The sequence below is a fragment of the Campylobacter sp. RM9334 genome (assembly GCF_020138145.1).
GTDB lineage: Bacteria > Campylobacterota > Campylobacteria > Campylobacterales > Campylobacteraceae > Campylobacter_E.
The window spans coordinates 38,902-59,017 of the sequence record NZ_JACGAX010000007.1 but is presented as its reverse complement, the minus strand read 5'-3'; the positions used below and the strand labels follow the sequence as shown (position 1 = coordinate 59,017).

Below are 20,116 nucleotides of genomic sequence, written 5' to 3'. Positions count from 1 at the left end.
TTTCTTTAAAAAAGCGTAATTTTTATATTTTAGTATTAAAAATATATATTGATTTAGCACAAACTTAATTATATTTTTTATTTAAAACTAGTGCGAAAAAATACCAAATAATTATTTAAAAATGTTAAAGTTAGGGCTATTAAATTATCAGGATTTGTATTGAAAAAGATTGTATTTTTATTAATTAGTGCTTTTGTTTTTTCAAAGGAATTAAGTGATGAAAAGTTATTTAAATTAGCTGAGACAATTAGCGGAAGAAATGTTGAGTGTAACGGACATGATTATTTTGTAAATTTAAATAATTATATAGATGAGTTAAATAAAGCTTATAATGATAAAAATATTTATCAAAATCCTATAAAAGATTATGATAAATATTATGATTATTTTCAATATTGGGCTTATCAAAGCATTGGCAATAAAAGATTATTTGATGAGTTTAATAATGAAATAAATAATTTTTGTAGCAATAACAAGGAGCATTTTATAAAGCTTTCTTCTAAAAATTATCAAAAATCTTGTGAGAATTTCACTCAAAGGCTAGGAATGAGAGCTTTTGGCTCTATTAATAAATTTATTAAGCTTGATGATATTTATATTGAATTTTTAAAGATAGAAAATCCAGAAGATAGCATTGCATATCTTAACGAAATTAGTCCAAATTATTATCAGTTAGATTTTTTATTAAAAATAGCTTTATTAGCTAAAAAAGATATGAAAATAATAGAGTTTTTAGCTAAAAATAATACAAATATTAATTCAGGTTATGAGAGTGCGATTTTTTATGCACTTGATTATTATGAAGCATTAGAATATTTATTAGAAAACAAAGCCAATGTTAATTATGTAAATGCTCTTGGTAAAAGTGCGATTTTTTATGCAGTTGAAATCAGTGATATTAAAACTATAAAATTACTTATGAAATATGGGGCTAATCTTAATTTACAACAAATTGATAGTGAAGAAGAGCTAAAAACAAATCTTCCTTATTATATTTCTTTTTGCTCTTACATTCATCCTGCAAAGACTTTAGTAATACACGCAGCGTCTTTAGCGAATTTAAATACCTTAAAATTGCTTATAGAAAATAAGGCTGATTATACGATAAGCGATAATTTTGGATTAAATGCACTAGATTATGCGATGATTTATAACAATAAAGAAAATATTGAGTATTTAAAAAAATTAGGATTAAAGGAGAAAGAACAATGAAAACAGCGTTTGTAACAGGTGCTAGTAGTGGTTTTGGAAAAGCGATTGCTAAAAGACTTTTAAAGAATAATTATAAAGTAGTAGTTCTTGCAAGACGCAAGGAAAAATTATTAGAATTTGAAAATGAATTTAAAAATAATGTATATATAGCAGAAGCTGATGTAAGAGATATAAATGCTTTAAAAAATGTTGTAAATAATTTGCCTAATGATTTTAATAAAATTGATGTTTTAGTTAATTCAGCAGGATTAGCATTAGGTTTAGGAGAGTTTTATAAATTAGATTTAGCAGATATTGAAACTATGGTTGATACTAATATAAAAGGGCTTTTATATGTAACTCATTTGATTTTACCAAGAATGCTTGAAAACGGCGGACACATATTTAATTTTGGTTCAGTTGCTGCTAATAATCCTTATTTTGGTGGTAATGTATATGCAGGAACTAAAGCTTTTGTAGGTCAATTTAGTCACGCATTAAGAAATGATGTAAGAAAAAATAATATAAAAATTACTGATATTGCACCAGGATTATGTAAGACAGAATTTAGCGAAGTGCGTTTTAAAGGCGATAAAATTGCAGCTGATAAAGTTTATGAAAATACAAAATACCTTGATGCAGAAGATATTGCTGATGCAGTTATTAGTATTATTAATTTAAAAGACCATGTAAATATAAATAGAATAGAACTAATGCCTGTTACTCAAACTTGGGCAGGTTTTCACATACAAAAGGATAATGAATGAAATATTTAAAAATAGAAGGTAATGCAAAATTAAGTGGTAGCGTAGAAATTAGTGGAGCTAAAAATGCAGCTTTACCATTACTTGCTGCTGCTTTACTTATTAAAGGAAAATGCACTTTAACAAATCTTCCTTTAGTATCAGATATTAAGACTATGTTAAGATTGCTTGAGAATTTAGGAGCTACATATGAACTAAACAATCATAGCGTTACAATTGATTCAAGCAATGTATTTAATACAAAAGCACTTTATGATATTGTTCGCAAAATGCGTGCTAGCATATTGGTTTTAGGACCTTTGCTTAGCAGATTTAAAATTTGCGAAGTATCTTTACCAGGTGGCTGTGCTATAGGACAACGCCCAATTGATATGCACTTAAGTGCTTTAGAGAAAATGGGTGCTAATATTGAATTAGTTGATGGCTATGTAAAAGCTAGTGGAGAGTTGGTTGGAGCTAAAATACATTTTGATAAAATTTCTGTTGGTGCTACTGAAAATACAATTTTAGCAGCAGTTTATGCTAAAGGTGTAACTACTATAATAAATGCAGCTTGTGAGCCTGAAATCGTTAATTTATGCGAGTTTTTAGTAAAAGCAGGTGTTAATATAAAAGGTATTGGGACAAATACTATTGAAATCACAGGAGTAACCAAATTAAATACTGATTTTACTTGCGAAATTATTCCTGATAGAATTGAAGCAGGAACATATCTTTGTGCAGGTGCTATTACAAAATCAAATATAGAAGTTAAAAATATAATTCCAGAGCATTTGGGTGCATTATTATCAAAATTTGATGAAATGGGGATTAAATACGAAACTTTAAAAAATAGTATTAAAGTATATTCAAGCGATTATAAAGCAGCAAATATCAAAACTAGCGAATATCCAGGCTTTCCTACTGATATGCAAGCTCAATTTATGGCTTTATGTCTTAAGGCAAATGGAGAAAGTATTATTGATGAAAGATTATTTGAAAATCGTTTTATGCATGTAAGTGAGCTAAATCGTATGGGTGCAAATATCAAGCTAAATGGACATATTGCCAATGTTAAGACTTCTAATTTACAAGGTGCTGAAGTGATGGCAACTGATTTAAGGGCTAGTTCTGCATTAATTTTAGCTGCACTTGCTGCAAATGGGACTACTAATATTCATAGAATTTATCATTTAGAGCGTGGATATGAGAATTTGTGTGAGAAATTAAGTAAATTAGGTGCGAAATTAGTTGAATTAAAGGAAGAAGAATGACAATTAATGAAGCATTAGAAAATATAAAATCACTTAATCACATTCAAAGCACCGAAATTGTTAATTTATTTGATGCAAAAGGAAGAGTTTTAGCGAATGATTTTTATGCTAAATGCAATGCTCCTTTATTTACAAATTCTGCAATGGATGGCTATGCTTTAAAGGCTAGTGAGTTTAAAAATGGTCTTAAAGTTTTAAAGACTATTTTTGCAGGAGATATGAGTGAATGCGAGATTAAAAGTGGCGAATGTGTAAAGATTATGACAGGTGCAAGAGTGCCAAAGGGTGCTGATAGTGTTTTAATGGTTGAAAACTCTATTATTAAAGATGATTTAATGTATGCTACAAGTGATAATTTAAAAGTAGGTGAAGCTATAAGATATGAAGGCGAAGAATACAAAAAAGGCGAATTAATTATCAAAAAAGGCGTAATTACTGATGAAATTATTATGATTTTAGCTAGTAATGGAGTTTTTAATATTGAAGTTATTAAAGAAATAAAAGTTGGTATTTTTGCAAGTGGTCTTGAGATTATTGAGCCTTATTCAAATGGATTTGGTGTTTATAATTCTAATGCTTATGGAATTTATTCTGCTTTTAAGAGTTTTTCTAAACCTTATTATTTAGGGGTTTTAAAAGATGAATATGAGTTTGTTTTAAATTCTTTAAAAGGTGCTTTAGATAATTTTGATTTAGTTGTAAGTATCGGAGCTGCAAGTGTAGGTGATGCTGACTTTATCAAAAAAGCTTTAGATGAGCTAGGTTTTAAGCCTATTTTTACTAAGGTAAAAATGAAACCTGCAGGTCCTGTTAGCTTATATTTTAAAGATAATAAATATATTTTGGTTTTACCGGGTAATCCTATGAGCGCTTATATTGGGGCTTTAATTTATGCAAGAGTTTTAATTTATAAAATGCAAGGAATTGTATATGAAAAGCCAAGCTTTTTATATCCTATATCAATGGATTTAAAAATTAAAAATAATAAAGAAAATGTAGTTATTGGAAATATTATAAATGATACTTTTGTTCCGTTTAATAATGCAAAACTTAGTAGCGGACAAATTACTCCATTAAATAAATGCACTCATTACATAATTTGTCCTATTGATTGTGATATTAAGCAAAACGATAAAGTAAGAGTTTATGAACAAAGTATTTAGTTTATTTGTATTAAGTGGGGTTTTGTTTGCCAATAATTTAAGCGATGAATTATTAAAACATTGGAAAAAACAAGATGAATTTTTAGAAATAAAAAGTCTTAGTTTTAATCCTAATATTAATAATTGCAAAATTATTACATATCCAAATCTTAGCAAACAAGGATTTTTTAAAGCAAATTGCAATGATAAAGATATGCAAATATCTTTTAAATTACAAGCTCTTACTAAGGTTTATATTTTAAAAAAAGATGTCTTAAAAGATGAAGAAATAGGGCTATTTGATTTAAAAAGTGAAAAAATTGATTTTTCAAAATTACCTTATAATGCTTTAAGAACACTTGATAATAGTATTAAGTTTAAAAGCAAAGTAAGAGCAGGTAGTATTATAAAAACCTCTATGCTAATGCCAAATTATTTAATTAATAAAGATGATAGTGTAGTTGGTATTTTAGATGATGGAGATTTGAGTGTGTTTGTTGATTTAATAGCCTTGCAAAGTGGTGTAAAAGGTCAAAGAATTCGCCTTAAAAACACTCAAGGACACAATCTAACTGGCGAAATAATTAATGAAAAACAGGTCTTAATAAAATGAGATTTTTAGTAGCGATTAATGGAGCTAGTGGAGTTAATTTGGCTTTAAAATTAGCTAAGGTATTAAGCAAAGAAAATGAAGTGTATTTAATCCTTAGCAAAGGTGCTTTAAAGGTTTTAAAAGAAGAAAATAATAAAAAATTAAAAAAATACATTAAAAATACAAATATTACTCTTTTAAAAAATGATGATTTAGCTGCACCTGTATCAAGTGGAAGCTTTAAGCTTGATGCGGCGTTTTATTATGCTAGTAGTGATTTTTTAGCAAAGGCTAGTTATGGTTTTAGTGATACTTTAATTCTAAGAAGTTTTGCTGTAAATCTTAAAGAAAATAGAAAAATCATAATAGCTCCAAGAGAAATGCCATTAAATGAATTAATGCTTAAAAATATTTTAAAATTAAATAAATTAGGCTGTATAATAGCCCCTGCAATTTACGCTAAATATTCTAAGAGTTCTTTTAAAGAATTTGTAATAGGTAAATGGTGTGATTTGCTTGGAGTTGAATATAAAAAATTTAAAAGATGGAAAAGCGAATGAAAAAAGCAATTTATCCAGGCACATTTGATCCGATAACAAATGGGCATTTAGATGTAATAAAAAGGGCTTTAAAAATTTTTGATAAATTAATAATAGCAGTTGCTAAAAATGATAAAAAAAAGCCTGATTATGATTTAGAAACTAGGATTAATTTAGTAAAAAATGCAACAAATGGATTAAATGTAGAAGTAATAGGGTTTGACAATTTATTAGTAGATTTTGCAAAAGAGCAAAAAATATATACTATTGTAAGGGGTTTAAGGGCTGTGAGTGATTTTGAATATGAGTTACAAATGCACTATGCAAATGCTGAATTAAACGAAGAAATAGACACTATTTATTTAATGCCAAGCCTTAAAAATGCCTTTATTTCAAGCTCAATTGTAAGAAGCATTAAAGCTCATGGTGGAGATATTTCAAAATTAGTCCCATCTAGTATTTTAAAGGATTTAAAATGAATTATTACGCTTTTGAAGGAATTGATACTCTAGGCAAAAGCACTCAAATTAAGCTTTTACAAGAATTACCAAATTCTTATTTTAAATTCCAGCCGATTTTTGTAAAAGAACCAGGCGAAACTACTTTAGGAATAAAATTAAGAGAATTGATTTTAAATGAAGAAATGAGTAAAAAGGCTAGAATGTTTTTGTTTTTAGCTGATAGGGCTGAATTATTTTCAAAAATTGATTTTACTAAAGAATTTATTATAGCTGATAGGAGTTTGTTTTCTCATTTAGCTTATGAAGTTGATAGTGATTACAAACAATTATTGGATTTTAATTTGTTTGCAACTAATAATGTTTTACCTAATCATATAATATTTTTTAAAGGTAGTAAGGAATTATTAGAAAGTAGATTAAATAATAAAAGCCTTGATAAAATAGAGCAAAAAGGCGTAGAATATTTTTTAAAAGTTCAAGAAAATTATGAAGCGATTTTTAAGGCTTTAAATTTAAAAGTTTTTACAATAGATGCAAGTCTTAGTATAGATAAAATAAATACAATGATTAAGGAGTATATAAATGATACATGCAATTAAAGGAATGAATGATTTATTAGATGATGATGCGTTAATTTACGAAAAGATTATAAAAACTTGTGAAGAAGTAGCAAAAACTTATGGTTATAGCTATATTGAAGTGCCACATTTAGAAGTTACTCCGCTTTTTAAAAGAAGCGTAGGAGAAAGTAGTGATATAGTTGGTAAAGAAATGTATGAATTTTTAGACAAAAGCGGGGATAGTGTATGTCTTAGACCTGAAGGAACTGCTGGGGTTGTAAGAGCTTTTATTGAGCATAAGATGGATAAAGCTGGAGTTGTTAAAAGATGGTTTTATCACGGCTCAATGTTTCGCTATGAAAAACCACAAAGGGGTCGTTATAGAGAATTTCATCAATTTGGCTTAGAGTGTTTTAATATAGCTAATGTTTATGAAGACGCTAGTGTGATTATGATACTTGCTAAAATTTTTAAAAAACTTGATATTACTTATACTTTAAAAATCAATTCTTTAGGCTCGCCTGAATGCCTTCAAAACTATAGAAAAGCATTAAGAGAATATATTGCAAACATTGAAAATAGTTCTGGTTTTAAATTCTGTGCTGATTGTGCTAAAAGAACACAAACTAATGTTATTAGAGTATTAGATTGTAAAAACGATGAATGTGCTAAACACTTAACAAACGCTCCTAAATTAAGTGAGTTTTTAGATGATGAGAGTAGGGCTGATTTTATTAAACTACAAGAGATTTTAAAAGATAATGAGATTAGTTTTGTAATTGATGAAAGATTGGTTCGCGGGCTTGATTATTATTCAAAAACAGCATTTGAGTTTGAAAGTAGCGAAATAGGTGCAAAGGCTGCAATAGCTGGTGGTGGAAGATATGATTATTTGGTTGAGTATTTAGGCGGAGCTAAAAGCTATGGCGTTGGATTTGCTATGGGTGTTGAGCGTGTTATGGATATTTTAAGAAGTAAAAATATAGAGCAAAAATTACAAAATACTTATTTTTGTATATTAGATGAAGAATTATTGCCAATTGCTTATAAATTAGTTGATAATTTAAGAGAAAACGGAAAAATAATTAATCTAAATTACGAAGCAAAAAAATTAGCAAAACATTTAAATATAGCGAATAAACAAAACTATAAATACTTTATTGCAATTGGTAGTGATGAAGCTAGTAAAAATGAAGTATTTTTTAAAGATTTAGAAAGTGGCGAACAAAAAAGTATAAAATACGATGAATTAAAGGAAATTTTATGAATGATTATGGCATAGATATTTGGGGAGATGATAATTTTATCATTAAAAATGGCAAGGTATGTTTAAAATACGGAAGCGAACCTGCCATTATTGATATAGTAAATACTCTTTTAGATGATGGATATAAAGGTCCTATAATTTTAAGATTTAATCATTTAATTAAAAAACAAATAGAACAAATCTATATAAATTTTAATAATGCCATTAAAGAATTTGATTATCGTGGTAGTTTTAATGCTGTTTATCCACTAAAAGTCAATCAATTTCCTGGTTTTGTAAAAAGTCTTGTTAAGCTTGGTAAAAATCTAAATTATGGTCTTGAAGCTGGTAGTAAAGGAGAATTATTATTAGCTATGGCTTATAACAACGAAAATGCTCCAATAACTGTTAATGGCTTTAAAGATAAAGAACTAATAACAATGGGCTTTATTGCTGCTGAAATGGGGCATAATATAACTTTAACTATTGAAGGTATTAATGAGCTTGAAGTAATTATCAAAACAGCAAAAGAGCGTTTTGGGATAAAACCAAAAATCGGTCTTAGAGTAAGGCTGCATTCTTTAGGTAGTGGCACTTGGGCTAAAAGTGGTGGGATTAATTCAAAATTTGGTCTAACATCAACTGAATTAATAGAAGCAGTAGGACTTTTAAAAGAAAATGATTTATTAGATTGTTTTACTATGATACATTTTCATATAGGCTCACAAATTAATGAAATACATCCTTTAAAAAAAGCTTTAAGCGAAGCAGGAAATATTTATTTTGAATTACGCAAAATGGGTGCAACTAACCTTGAAAATATTGATATTGGTGGTGGTTTAGCGATTGAGTATTCACAATTTCAAAAGACTTCTCAAAGAAACTATACTTTAAGTGAATATGCAAATGATATTGTATTTATTCTAAAAACTCTAGCAGCACAAAAACAAGAAATAGAGCCAAATATTTATATAGAAAGTGGTCGTTTTGTAAGCGGTTCTCACGCAGTATTAGTAGCACCTGTTCTTGAACTATTTTCTCAAGAATATTCAGAAAGCAAAATGCAGTTAAAAGAAAAAAACCCGCAATTAATAGATGAATTATGTGACTTATACAAAAATATAAAGCCAAGCAATGCAGTAGAATATATGCACGATAGTTATGACCATTTAGATAGTATTTTAACTTTATTTGACTTAGGATATGTAGATTTACAAGACCGCTCAAATGCTGAAATATTGGTTCATTTAATAGGTAAAAAAGCAGTTTCTATGCTAAGTCCAAAACATTTATTAAGAACTCAAAAAGAAGTTCAAGAAAGATATTTGGTCAATTTTTCAATGTTTCAAAGTTTGCCAGATTTTTGGGGCTTAGGGCAAGAATTTCCTATAATGCCACTTGATAGATTAGATACTCAACCAACAAGATCAGCTAGTATTTGGGATATAACTTGTGATAGTGATGGAGAAATATCTTTTGATGCTGCTAAGCGTCCTTTATTTTTACACGATGTTGATGTAGAGCAAGAAGATTATTTCTTAGGATTTTTCTTAGTTGGTGCTTATCAAGAAGTATTAGGGATGAAGCATAATTTATTTACCCATCCAACTCAAGTTAGTATTGATATTGATGATAAAGGTTATGAGATTGAAAGTATTATTGAAAGTCAATCAATTAGGGATATTTTAGAAGATTTAGACTACGATATTCGTGAAATTGATGAAAAAATTCAAGATAAAATAAATTCTTCGGAATTAATAAATGAAAAAACTAAAAAACATATTTTAGGTGAGCTTTTCATATTTATGCACGATAATGGATATTTAAAGAAAATTTAAAAGGAGAGAATATGCAATTTTCAGAAAAAATTAAAGGTTTAGAAGAATCAATAACTTTAGCAATTACAGCTAAGGCAAAATTACTAAAAGAACAAGGTGTAAGAGTTATTAGTTTTAGTGCAGGAGAGCCTGACTTTGATACTCCGCAAGTTGTAAAAAATGCAGCTATTAAAGCGATAAATGATGGATGCGGAAAATACACTCCAGTATCTGGAACTACTGAAGTTTTAAAAGCAATTTGCACTAAGCTTAAAAAAGACCATAATTTAGATTATGAGATAAGTGAAGTAATAGCAAATGTTGGAGCTAAACATAGTTTATTTAATGCAATTCAAGCACTTGTTTGTGATGGTGATGAAGTAATAATCCCAGCTCCTTATTGGGTAACTTATCCAGAGCAAGTTAAGTATTCAGGTGGAGTTCCTGTGATTGTAACTCCTAAAAAAGATTTTAAAATCAGTGCTGATGAATTAAAAGCTGCAATTACACCTAAGACGAAAATATTAATATTGAATAATCCTAGTAATCCTAGTGGAGCTTTATATTCAAAAGATGAATTAATGGCATTAGCTAAAGTTTTAGAAGGCACTAGTATTGTTGTATTAGCTGATGAAATGTATGAAAAATTAGTTTATGATGGAGAATTTGTAGCGTTTGCAAGTTTAAGCGAAGATGCACTAAAACGCACGGTTACAATAAATGGACTTAGCAAATGCGCTGCAATGCCAGGATATAGATTTGGTTATAGTGCTAGTAAAAATAAAGAATTAAATAAATTAATGAAAAATCTTCAAGGTCAATGCACAAGTAATATTTGTAGCATAACTCAAGCTGCTGCAGTTCCTGCTTTAGTTGGAGAGATTGATAAAGATATTGAGATGATGAAAAAAGAATTCAAAAAAAGAAGAGATAAAGCTTGTGAAATGATTAATAGCATTAATGGGCTTAAATTAAGCGTAAAACCTAGCGGGGCGTTTTATTTATTTATTGATTGCTCTAGTATTAATCCTGATGATGTTGAGTTTTGTGCTAAGCTTTTAGATGATAAAAAAGTAGCTTGCGTGCCAGGAAGTGGATTTGGAATGAGTGGGTATTTTAGAATTTCTTATGCAACTTCAATGGAAAATATCATAGAAGGTATAGAAAAAATCGCAGAATTTGTAAAGGAATATAAGTGAGTAAAATCGCTATAAGTATTTTAAGTGGAGGGCTAGATAGCTGCGTTAGCACTGCTTGTGCTATAAATGAAGGCTATAAAGTAATAGCCCTTCATTTTAATTATAGTCAAAGAACAGAGCAAAGAGAATTGCAAGCTTTTAATGAAATTTGCAAGTTTTATAATATAGAAAAATTAGTTGTGGATATGGATTTTTTCAAACAAATTGGTGGCTCTAGTTTAACTGATATGAGTTTAGAAATTCCAAAAGATGAATTAGGTAAAAATGGTAAATTACCAAATACTTATGTGCCTTTTAGAAATGGGATTTTTTATAGTATTGCTGCTGCTGTTGCACAAAGATTTAATGCTAGTGCAATTTATACGGGTTTAGTTAGTGAGGATTCTAGCAATTATCCTGATACTACTTTAGATTTCGTTGAAAAAACCGCTTCGTTTATAAAAGAAGGTAGTGGAGAAGATATTAAAATAATTACTCCTTTAATCAAGCTAAAAAAATCAGAAATAGTAAAACTTGGAATGAGCCTAAAAGCACCTTTAGAGCTTAGTTATAGTTGTTATGATAGTAATGATTTAGCTTGTGGTAAATGTGAATCTTGCCAATTAAGACTAAAAGGCTTTAGCGAAGCTGGATTTAAGGATTTGATAAAATATCAGTAAGATAAGATTTAAAATAAGAATTTAAAATTCTTATTTTAAATTCTATTAAAAGGAAAAGTTATGCTAAAGGTTATTTCTAAGATTGATGGATATATCATTTCTTATATGTCTTTTTTGATGTTTTTTAAATATTTGTCTGATTATATTGCTTCAAATGTTTCAATTCAAATTCTTTTATCATTTGTGTTTATGTATTTAATCAAACTAGCCTATCAACAATTTTTAAAAATAGAATATAAAAATATACAAAATAAAAATCAGATTTTTTCTATGTTTAAAATAGGCTTATTGCCAGCTATTTTATTATATTTTTTATGTGTGGATTTTTACGAAGCTTTTTTTACTAATTATATGAGCTTTTTGTTTATTAAATTTCCTATTGTTTTTTTAAATTCTTTTTTAAATATTTTATTTTTTGTAATTTTAATAATTATTTTAGCTTTTGTTTTAGGTTATATTAAATACTCTCAAGATAAAGATTTAGCTAATAATTTATAATAATAATCTTAAATAAGTTCTAAAATTTATGAACTTATTTATTAATTTTTATATTAAATTTGCGTCTTTTAATATCTCTTTTATCGCTTCTGCACTATCTTTGCTTTTTAGATTTATGATTAATATATCATCAATATTTACAGAGTATTTTTTACCTGCATATTTTATTATGGTTTTTTTGAGATTTTCCTTGCCAAGTTCTGTAAATAAATCTTCGTAATAGTAGCTAGAAATCACCATATTAATACTATCTTGTATATAATCATTTTCGTTATTAACATTATCACCTATGATTTTTAAACTTAAAGTAATTTTTTTAAGCCCGTTTGATTTTGAATACAAATCGGTCTCAAAATTATTAATTTCTATACTATTTGCAAATGCAAAAATACTAAAAAATATTAGCATTATTTTTTTCATAATTGTTCCTTATCGCAAAATTGATAAAATGTCTTTACCACTTGATTTGTCTTTGCCTTTAGTCTAAACAAATTCTCATACGATTTATCACTTCCATTAAAAATAATTTTAAAATTATTAGGATTTGAACTTCTTGATAATGCAACATATAGCTGACCTTGTGCAAAAATCCTATCGCATTTGCAAATTAACTTATCAATACTCATTCCTTGACTTTTATGTATAGTAATAGCATATGATAATTTTAGTGGGAATGCTTTTAATATAGCATCAGGCTTGGTATCAACTAAATTAGGATTAACCCTATAGCTAGCTGCTATTTCAGGGTCATTAAAGTATAAAAATTCTTTAGGGTAAACTGAATAAATCATTCTATTAGATTTAATCTTTAATTCCTGCTCACTTTTATCCCACGCAATTATTTCTCCTTGCATTCCATTATAATAATTATCAGAATTATAAGTAAAAATAACTTTAGCTCCAATTTTAAAAATAAATTCTTCTTCAATTGGTTGAGCTTTTAGCCATTGTTTAAATTCTTTTTCTTGTTCTTCGTTTAATTCTGTATTTTTTTTAATACTTGAGTTAAAAACATATTCTTCATCATCAATTTTTTTAAGTTTAGCATTATTTATATTCTTTGCTTCTTCATTGGTGCCACAAATAATTGTATAATCATCATAATTATTTATATCATCTTGAATTTTATACTTTTTAAAATACTCTATGCAAGTATTAGTTATATTGCCAATCCTAATACTTCTTAGATTTTCATAAAATTCCTTATCTTCCATTCTGTGCTGGGTAATTAACTCAATCACCTTAAAATTACATTCATTCCAGTATTTAGAGCAAAAAGCATAATTTCCATCGGATTTTACAGGTTCGAGTTGATAAAAATCTCCAACTATTAGTAATTTTATATTGCTATAACCAAAAAGCCTTGAATAAATCATATCAAAAACATCACTACTAATCATTGAAATTTCATCAATTATTATTAAATCTATATTTGATAAAGACTTATTTAAAGCCATTAAATCATCTTTACTTGTTTTTAGCTCATTAATGTTTTTTGCAAGTCTTAGTTTAAAAAATCTATGAACAGTGTCTCCGCCAATATTAATAGCAGCAAGTGCAGTGCTTGCTAAGACTATGGTTTTAAAAGCTTCACTTTTTATTATTTTTTCTATGGTGTAGGATTTTCCAACTCCTGCACCACCTGTTAAAAATACATTTCTTCCTTGCTTTAATAAATCAATGATATGTTTAATTTGATTCATCTAAGATATTTACTTTATAGTTTTTAGTAGTAAGATTATTTAATCTTAACATTAAATCATCAAAATTATCTCCATCATAAGGATAAAAAGCTACACAATCTCTTGCTTTAGTATTTAAAAAATCATATATTTCATTACTTATTATTTGTGTTTTTTCTTTACTTGTTCCAGAAAATAATATTATTATTCCACTATCTAGTTCAAATACACAATCAGTTTTTCTTAAAATACTAGCAATTACTTTTCTATGCTCTTCATCAGGGCTTTTGATATAAGTAAGACAAAATTCAAAATCTATATCATAAAAATACCTATAAATATTAGCAGTAAAAAATTCTACAACTTTTCTCATATCTTCTTTTTTAAACATTTGCATAACACAACTCCTTTTTATTCATTTCTTAAAGTTTTTAATACATCAATTTTACTTGCTTTATATGCTGGATAAAGTGATGATAACACTACTATTAAACTAGCACCTAAAATAATAAAGCAAAAATCACTCAAGCTTAAATTAATAGGTAATTTTGAACTACCATAAACATCAGCTGGTAAAGAAATAATATCAAAAGTATCTAAAAACCAAAGTCCAAAAAATCCTAATAAACAACCAAAAATAATTCCGATAAATCCTATAAAACAACCAATGGTAAAAAATGATTTTTGTATTTCGCTTTTGCTTGTTCCTAACGCTAAAAGTAGGGCTATTTCATTTCTTCTATTTAAAACTATCATAAATAAAGAAGTAATTATATTTAAACTAGCAATAATTACTATCATCATTAAAATAAAAAATAATGCTTTTTTTTCTAAGTCAATTGCACTTAAAATATTGCCGTTTTGCTCCCACCAGCCAACTAAAAAATAATTATTTTTGTATTTTTCATTTAATTTTTTAATTTCTTCTTTAGGATTTGCAGTATCTATGTGAATGCCTGTAATCTCATTATTTTTTAATACCTTTTGTAAATCTTTAATATCTACATACACATATGATGAATCATAAGCATTTAGACCTGAATGAAAAGTATTATTTACATAAAAACTTTTTATATTAGGTGTAATACTAAAAGCATTTGCATTAAGATTTGTAAAAATTATATGTATTTTATCTTCTTTATTAACTTCTAATCTTGAAGCTAGTAAATTGCCTAAAATTGCGGGGAATTTCAAATTAGAATTTAAATAATAATCTTTAAAAATTTTATTTACTTCTTTTTCTTTTTCAAAATCAATCCCAAAAATTATAGCACCTCTCATTTCATTACCATATTTAATAGCGGCTTGTGTTTGAATAAAAGGACTGATTTTATAATTTTTACTTAATTCATTTATTAATTCTTCATCAATTAATGTGGTTTTAGGATATAAAGTAATTGGATAATTCATAGTAAGTAATTTATCAATAAAGCTTTTATTCATTCCATTCATTACTGCCATAGTTATTATTAAAACACAAACTCCTAAAGCTACTCCGATAAAAGCAAGTAGCTTAGTAATCATAATAAATGGCATTGATTTATCAAATCTTAGGTATTTAAAAAGCAAGTATCTAATCATAAATATTTCTTCATTACTTCTGCAATTTGTGTTTCTGTAGCATCTTTAATAATCAAATCTGCAAAATCTAAATTCTTTTTAGCGTGTTTATTGCCTAAAAATAACATTATAAAAGTATTTGGATTTTCGCTTTTTACTTGATTAATATTGCTAACTAAACTTTCATAATCAAATAAAATAGCCTCATATCCAATGGCAATGATTTTATAATTATTTTTTAGTTCATCTTTAAATGAACTTATACTATCTACTTTTTTATTCAATTTTGCGTGTTTATTTGCGATATGATATAAATAATCACTTTGCATATCAGAACTAAGCAATATTAATACATCGTTTTGATAATTTGTTGTATTCATATCACTCTTATAATCATTTAGTATTGTTACTAAAATATTTTTTAATTTATTTTTATTAAAAGGTCTTTTTAAAAAACTATCTTTATTGCAATTTTCACTTAAGATAATTGTATTTTTTTCTTTATAATTAAAATTTTCATCAGCTATAACGCAGGCATAATTTGAAAAATCATTAATTTTTGTATAAAAATCAACACTAATTCCGTATTGATTTAGTAATGTTTCTAGCAAAAAGTTTTCTAATAAATCATTATTTAAAATAGCTATTTTTGCACTTGCAAAATTAGGATTTAACTCATTATCAAAATTATCGTAATTAGTTTCGTATGTAATTGTAGTTTTTGTTAAAGAGTATATATTTTGAATATTATCTTCATTATGCTTTTCTATTAATTCTTTAATTTGATTTAAATTCTTATCATTTGTATAAGATAACACGGCATTTATATTCTTTAATTGTTTAGCATTATCAATTAAATGCTTATGTAAAAATTCGTTGTGATTTTGCAAAGCCATCATTTTTTGTTTGATTTTACCAACCTCATCAACGATTAATCTTAAATTCTTATTCAAATCTAAGTTATCGCTATTAGCACCTAAACTTTTTAAAATTTCTTTTAAAATATTTATTTTTTGGTTAGCACTTTTTTTTCTAATTAATGCAGCCATAAAACTAACAGCATTAAATATCAAAATTATTGCTAGAATAATTGTAAAAATTGTTTGATTTAATAGGTTTTCTATAAATAAACTTGCTATTAAAATAGCACATAATAATATATTAAACAAGCTTGGGAACACAACAATCCTTTATATAATTTAGAGCATAATTATGTCTATTAAATTAAATGATTACTTAATAATTTGGCTAATTTTCGTTGCTACATTTTTATTTGTTACTTTTGCTATTTCATCATAACTTGCATTGTATATATTTTCATAATTTTCAAAGTATTTTAATAATTTTACGATACTAGCTTTTGAAATTCCAATTTGCTCTAATTTTGATGATTTTATATCTTGCTTTCTTTTTGCGTTTTGATGGCAAGTAATTGCAAATCTATGAGCTTCATCTCTTAGTTTTTGAATAAATTGCAATATTTCATCACTTGTTTTAAGATTAAATTCCTTATCCTTAAAATGTATTTTATCCCTAGCAGCACCTTTTGCTCTATGTGCTAAATGATTTAATTTTTCTTTAGAAATTGCAATTACATCTAAATTGATTTCATTTTGAGCTAAAAGCTCGTTTGCTAAATCTAATAAAGCCTTTCCACCATCTATAATCCACAAATCAGGACAGGCTGATTTATCAAAAGAATTTATCCTTCTAGTAAGCATTTCTCTCATTTGTTCATAATCGTTATTGCTAGTAAGATTAAATCTTTTATAATTATTTTTATTAAAACTATTAGAAAACACATCATAACTAACTAAAGCTCCGATTATTGCTTGACCTTGAAAATGTGAATTATCAAATACTTCAATGTTATAAGGAGTATTGCCAAGATTAAAAAAGCTTTTTAGTTTATTTGCTATATTATTTTCAGTCTTTTCAAGATTTATTAAAGCATTGTTTTTAGCTAATTGAATTAGTTTTTTTATCTCTAAAGTTTTTGCGATTTTTATATTTACTTTATGATTTGCAAGATTGCTTAAGTATTCTTCTAAAAGTTTTATATTTTCATTGTAATTTTCTATATAAATATTATTTGGAATTATTCCTTCTTTATAGTTTGCTAGTATTAATTGGGTTAAAAAATCACCTTCTTTATTAGATATTTTTTCATTTATTACGCTTATTACTTTTCCGTGATTTATCACTAATCTAGTGCTTGATAAGAATTCATTATTATTGGTTATTGCAAATACATCAAAACTAACATCTTTTGCCAAATCCACTTCAATTTCTTGATTTAAATTCTTTATATGATTTATCATATCTCTTATTTTTGCCGCTTCTTCGTAGTTTTCATTATCAGCATATCTAAACATTTTTTCATTTAAAGTTTGTAGCATTTGTTTTGGATTTTTAAGAGCTTGCAAGGCTTGTTTTAAGATATTTTCATATTCATCTTTAACGCTAAACTCACAAGGAGCTAAACATCTTGACATATCATAAAATATACATCTTTTTTTACAGCTTTTCATTTGTCTTAATGGATAACATAAATACAATGCTTCTAATAAATCCTTAGCCCCACTAGCATAAGGCCCATAATATTTAGTCAGTGGGTCTTTTTTAACCTTTCTAGTTATCTCAAATCTTGGATAAGTCTCTTTTAAATCACAGCAAATATATGGATAAGTCTTATCATCTCTTAATAAAATATTATATTTTGGTCGCATTTGTTTAATTAATGAATTTTCTAAAATCAGTGCGTCTAATTCACTATTTGTAGCGGTATATTCTAAATTATTTGCTTCTTCAATTAATTTTATAATTCTAGGAGAGTTTTTAGGATTTGCTCTAAGGCTTGGAGTAAAGGCAAAATAGCTTTTAACTCTTTTTTTTAAATCTTTTGCTTTACCTACATAAAGCAAGGTATTATTATGATAATATCTATAAACTCCAGAAGAATTTGGTAATGATTTAATTTTGTCTAAGAGATTTGATTTTTGCATTTGTTTTTTTGATACTTTCTTTTAGATTATTGATTAATATTTTTTGTTCTTCATATATCGCTAGATTTTGAAAATTCTCACACATTAAATCTTTTAAAAATATTTTTGGTTGTTTTGATTTTTCATAATCAATATATGCTTTTAAAATAGCATTGGAATTAATTATAATTTCTTCTTCAAATAGATTTAAAATAGCAGCGTCCTTTGGATTAATTCTTTTATATATTTTAATATGTTCTTTTAATGTTTTTATAGTTGAATCATTTCTTAAATCTTGTGCTAAAGTCGGATGATAAACTCTAATCCTAAAGCAATTTTTATTATATTTTTTAAATACATCACAAACTACACCTTTTTGAGTTAATTTATATTTAAGGTCAGGTGGCATACTTAAAATAAATAATTTTAATTGCTTATTAATCTTTAAAAATAAAAGGTTTTTATTATGAGAAGAAAGAATATTATGAATATTTTCAATGTTTTTAAATTCCACCATATTGTTTTACTTGCTGCCTTGTTGTTTTCTGCTTGTGGGTATAAAAGCGACCCAAGTTATTATAATAACAAGTCAACGCAAACGCAAAAATTACCCTTTGTTGAATTAGAGTAAATAATATCTATCATTTTTTTAAAAGGAGCTTTTATGGAAATTACATTTTCATGGGCGGGAATTTTATGTTTAGTGATATTTATCATCGGTTACTATTTTATCGCAGCTGAAGATAAATATCATATAAACAAAACAAAACCTGCAATATTTATTGGAACTTTAATGTTTATTATTTTAGGGCTTTATTTGTGTCTAAATGGAAAAAGCACAGAGCCATTAGAACATGAAGTAAAGGATTTAATAGAAGAGATTGCTGAAATAGTGTTTTTCTTAATGGTTGCTATGACTTATATTGAAGCTTTAATTGAGCGTAATGTATTTAATACCTTAAAATATAAGCTTGTAACAAAGGGATATACTTATAGAAAATTATTTTGGCTAACTGGGCTTTTAGCATTTTTCATATCTCCTGTTGCTGATAATTTAACTACAGCTTTAATTCTTTCAACCGTTTTACTTACAATTGACAATCAAAAAAAGGAATTTTTAGTTCCTGGTGCTATAAATATAGTTGTAGCTGCAAATGCAGGTGGAGCTTGGAGTCCTTTTGGAGATATTACAACTCTTATGGTTTGGACTGCTGGTAAAAGTCCTTTTATAGACTTTTTCGCATTATTTCCTGCTAGTTTCCTTGGTTGGTGGCTTACTGCGTTTTTATTAAGCAAATTCGTTCCAAATGTAAAACCTAATTTTGATGAAAAATCTTTAAAAGTTGAGCGTATAAAAGATGGTGGAAAAATCATTATTTTCTTAGGTGCTTTAACAATTTTTAGTGCAGTTTTAATGCACTCATTATTTGGCTTACCTGCTATGTGGGGAATGATGTTTGGCTTATCACTTTTAAGTCTTTATACTTATAGATTTAATGTCGCTCGTGGCAAAAAAGATATAAATATATTTTCATATATGACTAAAATTGAAATGGATACATTGTTGTTTTTCTTCGGTATTTTAGCTGCTGTTGGAGCGCTTCATTTTGCAGGTTGGCTAGCTTATGCTTCAAGATTATATGATTTTGCTGGAGTTATGAGCACAAATATTGGAGTTGGGTTTTTAAGTGCAGTAGTTGATAATGTGCCTGTAATGAGTGCGGTTTTAAAAGCAAATCCAAATATGAATATAGATGATTGGCTTTTAGTAACCTTAACAGCTGGAATAGGTGGCTCATTAATTAGTTTTGGTTCTGCTGCTGGGGTTGGAGTAATGGGAAAAATGCGTGGAATTTATACCTTTGGCTCTCATATGAAATATGCTTGGACTGTTTTATTAGGTTATGTTCTAAGTGTTATTGTTTGGTGGTTACAATTTGAATATTTTGATTTATATTAGGAAAGGAAA

Annotated in this window: 21 protein-coding genes; 14 read left to right on the top strand and 7 right to left on the bottom strand. The window is 26.9% G+C overall.

Features of this window, described 5'->3' with window-relative positions:
• Positions 1–159: 159 nt before the first annotated feature.
• From AVBRAN9334_RS04675 to AVBRAN9334_RS04615, 13 genes are read left to right on the top strand one after another with little or no spacing between them, the layout of a single operon-like run.
• Positions 160–1,212 carry an ankyrin repeat domain-containing protein gene (locus tag AVBRAN9334_RS04675; protein ID WP_336607148.1) on the top strand — a complete coding sequence of 351 codons (1,053 nt, stop codon included), beginning with the start codon at positions 160–162 and terminating at the stop codon, positions 1,210–1,212.
• Positions 1,209–1,958, top strand: coding sequence for an SDR family NAD(P)-dependent oxidoreductase (locus AVBRAN9334_RS04670; RefSeq protein WP_214117569.1), 750 nt, complete (start codon positions 1,209–1,211; stop codon positions 1,956–1,958). The genes AVBRAN9334_RS04675 and AVBRAN9334_RS04670 overlap by 4 nt, the downstream gene beginning before the upstream one ends.
• On the top strand, positions 1,955–3,208 hold the full coding sequence (gene murA / locus AVBRAN9334_RS04665) for a UDP-N-acetylglucosamine 1-carboxyvinyltransferase (RefSeq protein ID WP_214117568.1): 1,254 nt from the start codon (positions 1,955–1,957) through the stop codon (positions 3,206–3,208). The genes AVBRAN9334_RS04670 and murA overlap by 4 nt, the downstream gene beginning before the upstream one ends.
• Complete coding sequence (locus AVBRAN9334_RS04660; protein WP_336607147.1) at positions 3,205–4,371, top strand: molybdopterin molybdotransferase MoeA; 1,167 nt, start codon at positions 3,205–3,207, stop codon at positions 4,369–4,371. Before murA ends, AVBRAN9334_RS04660 begins: the two co-directional genes overlap by 4 nt.
• Positions 4,355–4,963 (top strand): flagellar basal body P-ring formation chaperone FlgA, encoded by a 609-nt coding sequence (gene flgA / locus AVBRAN9334_RS04655; protein ID WP_336607146.1) that lies wholly within the window; start codon positions 4,355–4,357, stop codon positions 4,961–4,963. The genes AVBRAN9334_RS04660 and flgA overlap by 17 nt, the downstream gene beginning before the upstream one ends.
• A complete protein-coding gene (locus AVBRAN9334_RS04650; RefSeq protein WP_214117565.1) occupies positions 4,960–5,502 on the top strand; it encodes a UbiX family flavin prenyltransferase in 543 nt (180 codons plus the stop codon). Before flgA ends, AVBRAN9334_RS04650 begins: the two co-directional genes overlap by 4 nt.
• Complete coding sequence (gene coaD / locus AVBRAN9334_RS04645; RefSeq protein ID WP_239803706.1) at positions 5,499–5,960, top strand: pantetheine-phosphate adenylyltransferase; 462 nt, start codon at positions 5,499–5,501, stop codon at positions 5,958–5,960. The genes AVBRAN9334_RS04650 and coaD overlap by 4 nt, the downstream gene beginning before the upstream one ends.
• Complete coding sequence (tmk, locus tag AVBRAN9334_RS04640; RefSeq protein ID WP_214117563.1) at positions 5,957–6,541, top strand: dTMP kinase; 585 nt, start codon at positions 5,957–5,959, stop codon at positions 6,539–6,541. Before coaD ends, tmk begins: the two co-directional genes overlap by 4 nt.
• On the top strand, positions 6,525–7,769 hold the full coding sequence (gene hisS / locus AVBRAN9334_RS04635; RefSeq protein ID WP_336607145.1) for a histidine--tRNA ligase: 1,245 nt from the start codon (positions 6,525–6,527) through the stop codon (positions 7,767–7,769). The genes tmk and hisS overlap by 17 nt, the downstream gene beginning before the upstream one ends.
• Positions 7,766–9,586: a biosynthetic arginine decarboxylase gene (gene speA, locus AVBRAN9334_RS04630; RefSeq protein ID WP_336607144.1), complete on the top strand. Its 1,821-nt coding sequence runs from the start codon at positions 7,766–7,768 to the stop codon at positions 9,584–9,586. Before hisS ends, speA begins: the two co-directional genes overlap by 4 nt.
• An 11-nt stretch (positions 9,587–9,597) precedes the next feature.
• The gene (locus AVBRAN9334_RS04625; protein ID WP_336607143.1) at positions 9,598–10,764 is read left to right on the top strand and encodes a pyridoxal phosphate-dependent aminotransferase; all 1,167 of its coding nucleotides are present in this window, start codon (positions 9,598–9,600) and stop codon (positions 10,762–10,764) included.
• Positions 10,761–11,423, top strand: coding sequence for a 7-cyano-7-deazaguanine synthase QueC (gene queC / locus AVBRAN9334_RS04620; protein ID WP_336607142.1), 663 nt, complete (start codon positions 10,761–10,763; stop codon positions 11,421–11,423). The genes AVBRAN9334_RS04625 and queC overlap by 4 nt, the downstream gene beginning before the upstream one ends.
• Positions 11,424–11,483: 60 nt before the next feature.
• Positions 11,484–11,921: a hypothetical protein gene (locus tag AVBRAN9334_RS04615; RefSeq protein WP_214117558.1), complete on the top strand. Its 438-nt coding sequence runs from the start codon at positions 11,484–11,486 to the stop codon at positions 11,919–11,921.
• A gap of 48 nt (positions 11,922–11,969) precedes the next feature.
• Here AVBRAN9334_RS04615 and AVBRAN9334_RS04610 read toward each other — a convergent pair whose 3' ends face one another.
• Genes AVBRAN9334_RS04610 through AVBRAN9334_RS04580 form a run of 7 tightly spaced genes read right to left on the bottom strand, consistent with a single transcriptional unit; the run spans position 11,970 to position 18,664 of the window.
• Positions 11,970–12,341: a flagellar basal body-associated FliL family protein gene (locus AVBRAN9334_RS04610; RefSeq protein ID WP_214117557.1), complete on the bottom strand. Its 372-nt coding sequence runs from the start codon at positions 12,339–12,341 to the stop codon at positions 11,970–11,972.
• Entirely contained in the window at positions 12,338–13,624 is a 1,287-nt protein-coding gene (locus AVBRAN9334_RS04605) for an ATP-dependent DNA helicase (RefSeq protein WP_214117556.1), read from the bottom strand. The genes AVBRAN9334_RS04610 and AVBRAN9334_RS04605 overlap by 4 nt, the downstream gene beginning before the upstream one ends.
• Positions 13,611–14,000 carry a hypothetical protein gene (locus tag AVBRAN9334_RS04600; protein ID WP_214117555.1) on the bottom strand — a complete coding sequence of 130 codons (390 nt, stop codon included), beginning with the start codon at positions 13,998–14,000 and terminating at the stop codon, positions 13,611–13,613. Before AVBRAN9334_RS04600 ends, AVBRAN9334_RS04605 begins: the two co-directional genes overlap by 14 nt.
• Positions 14,001–14,014: 14 nt before the next feature.
• The gene (locus tag AVBRAN9334_RS04595; RefSeq protein ID WP_336607141.1) at positions 14,015–15,184 is read right to left on the bottom strand and encodes an ABC transporter permease; all 1,170 of its coding nucleotides are present in this window, start codon (positions 15,182–15,184) and stop codon (positions 14,015–14,017) included.
• Complete coding sequence (locus tag AVBRAN9334_RS04590) at positions 15,181–16,344, bottom strand: hypothetical protein (RefSeq protein ID WP_214149969.1); 1,164 nt, start codon at positions 16,342–16,344, stop codon at positions 15,181–15,183. The genes AVBRAN9334_RS04595 and AVBRAN9334_RS04590 overlap by 4 nt, the downstream gene beginning before the upstream one ends.
• Before the next feature lie 51 nt (positions 16,345–16,395).
• The gene (gene uvrC / locus AVBRAN9334_RS04585; RefSeq protein WP_336607140.1) at positions 16,396–18,168 is read right to left on the bottom strand and encodes an excinuclease ABC subunit UvrC; all 1,773 of its coding nucleotides are present in this window, start codon (positions 18,166–18,168) and stop codon (positions 16,396–16,398) included.
• Positions 18,137–18,664: a hypothetical protein gene (locus AVBRAN9334_RS04580; RefSeq protein ID WP_214117551.1), complete on the bottom strand. Its 528-nt coding sequence runs from the start codon at positions 18,662–18,664 to the stop codon at positions 18,137–18,139. The genes uvrC and AVBRAN9334_RS04580 overlap by 32 nt, the downstream gene beginning before the upstream one ends.
• 147 nt (positions 18,665–18,811) lie before the next feature.
• Here AVBRAN9334_RS04580 and nhaD point away from each other — a divergent pair, with 147 nt between their 5' ends.
• Entirely contained in the window at positions 18,812–20,107 is a 1,296-nt protein-coding gene (gene nhaD / locus AVBRAN9334_RS04575) for a sodium:proton antiporter NhaD (RefSeq protein WP_214117550.1), read from the top strand.
• Positions 20,108–20,116 lie beyond the last annotated feature (9 nt).

What these genes read in the sequence shown, in the direction of transcription:
- AVBRAN9334_RS04670 (WP_214117569.1), top strand. Translation starts at nt 1,209, where the DNA reads ATGAAAACAGCGTTTGTAACAGGTGCTAGTAGTGGTTTTGGAAAAGCG.
- murA (WP_214117568.1), top strand. Translation starts at nt 1,955, where the DNA reads ATGAAATATTTAAAAATAGAAGGTAATGCAAAATTAAGTGGTAGCGTA.
- AVBRAN9334_RS04660 (WP_336607147.1), top strand. Translation starts at nt 3,205, where the DNA reads ATGACAATTAATGAAGCATTAGAAAATATAAAATCACTTAATCACATT.
- flgA (WP_336607146.1), top strand. Translation starts at nt 4,355, where the DNA reads ATGAACAAAGTATTTAGTTTATTTGTATTAAGTGGGGTTTTGTTTGCC.
- AVBRAN9334_RS04650 (WP_214117565.1), top strand. Translation starts at nt 4,960, where the DNA reads ATGAGATTTTTAGTAGCGATTAATGGAGCTAGTGGAGTTAATTTGGCT.
- coaD (WP_239803706.1), top strand. Translation starts at nt 5,499, where the DNA reads ATGAAAAAAGCAATTTATCCAGGCACATTTGATCCGATAACAAATGGG.
- tmk (WP_214117563.1), top strand. Translation starts at nt 5,957, where the DNA reads ATGAATTATTACGCTTTTGAAGGAATTGATACTCTAGGCAAAAGCACT.
- hisS (WP_336607145.1), top strand. Translation starts at nt 6,525, where the DNA reads ATGATACATGCAATTAAAGGAATGAATGATTTATTAGATGATGATGCG.
- speA (WP_336607144.1), top strand. Translation starts at nt 7,766, where the DNA reads ATGAATGATTATGGCATAGATATTTGGGGAGATGATAATTTTATCATT.
- AVBRAN9334_RS04625 (WP_336607143.1), top strand. Translation starts at nt 9,598, where the DNA reads ATGCAATTTTCAGAAAAAATTAAAGGTTTAGAAGAATCAATAACTTTA.
- AVBRAN9334_RS04615 (WP_214117558.1), top strand. Translation starts at nt 11,484, where the DNA reads ATGCTAAAGGTTATTTCTAAGATTGATGGATATATCATTTCTTATATG.
- AVBRAN9334_RS04610 (WP_214117557.1), bottom strand. Translation starts at nt 12,341, where the DNA reads ATGAAAAAAATAATGCTAATATTTTTTAGTATTTTTGCATTTGCAAAT.
- AVBRAN9334_RS04605 (WP_214117556.1), bottom strand. Translation starts at nt 13,624, where the DNA reads ATGAATCAAATTAAACATATCATTGATTTATTAAAGCAAGGAAGAAAT.
- AVBRAN9334_RS04600 (WP_214117555.1), bottom strand. Translation starts at nt 14,000, where the DNA reads ATGCAAATGTTTAAAAAAGAAGATATGAGAAAAGTTGTAGAATTTTTT.
- AVBRAN9334_RS04595 (WP_336607141.1), bottom strand. Translation starts at nt 15,184, where the DNA reads ATGATTAGATACTTGCTTTTTAAATACCTAAGATTTGATAAATCAATG.
- uvrC (WP_336607140.1), bottom strand. Translation starts at nt 18,168, where the DNA reads ATGCAAAAATCAAATCTCTTAGACAAAATTAAATCATTACCAAATTCT.
- AVBRAN9334_RS04580 (WP_214117551.1), bottom strand. Translation starts at nt 18,664, where the DNA reads ATGGTGGAATTTAAAAACATTGAAAATATTCATAATATTCTTTCTTCT.
- nhaD (WP_214117550.1), top strand. Translation starts at nt 18,812, where the DNA reads ATGGAAATTACATTTTCATGGGCGGGAATTTTATGTTTAGTGATATTT.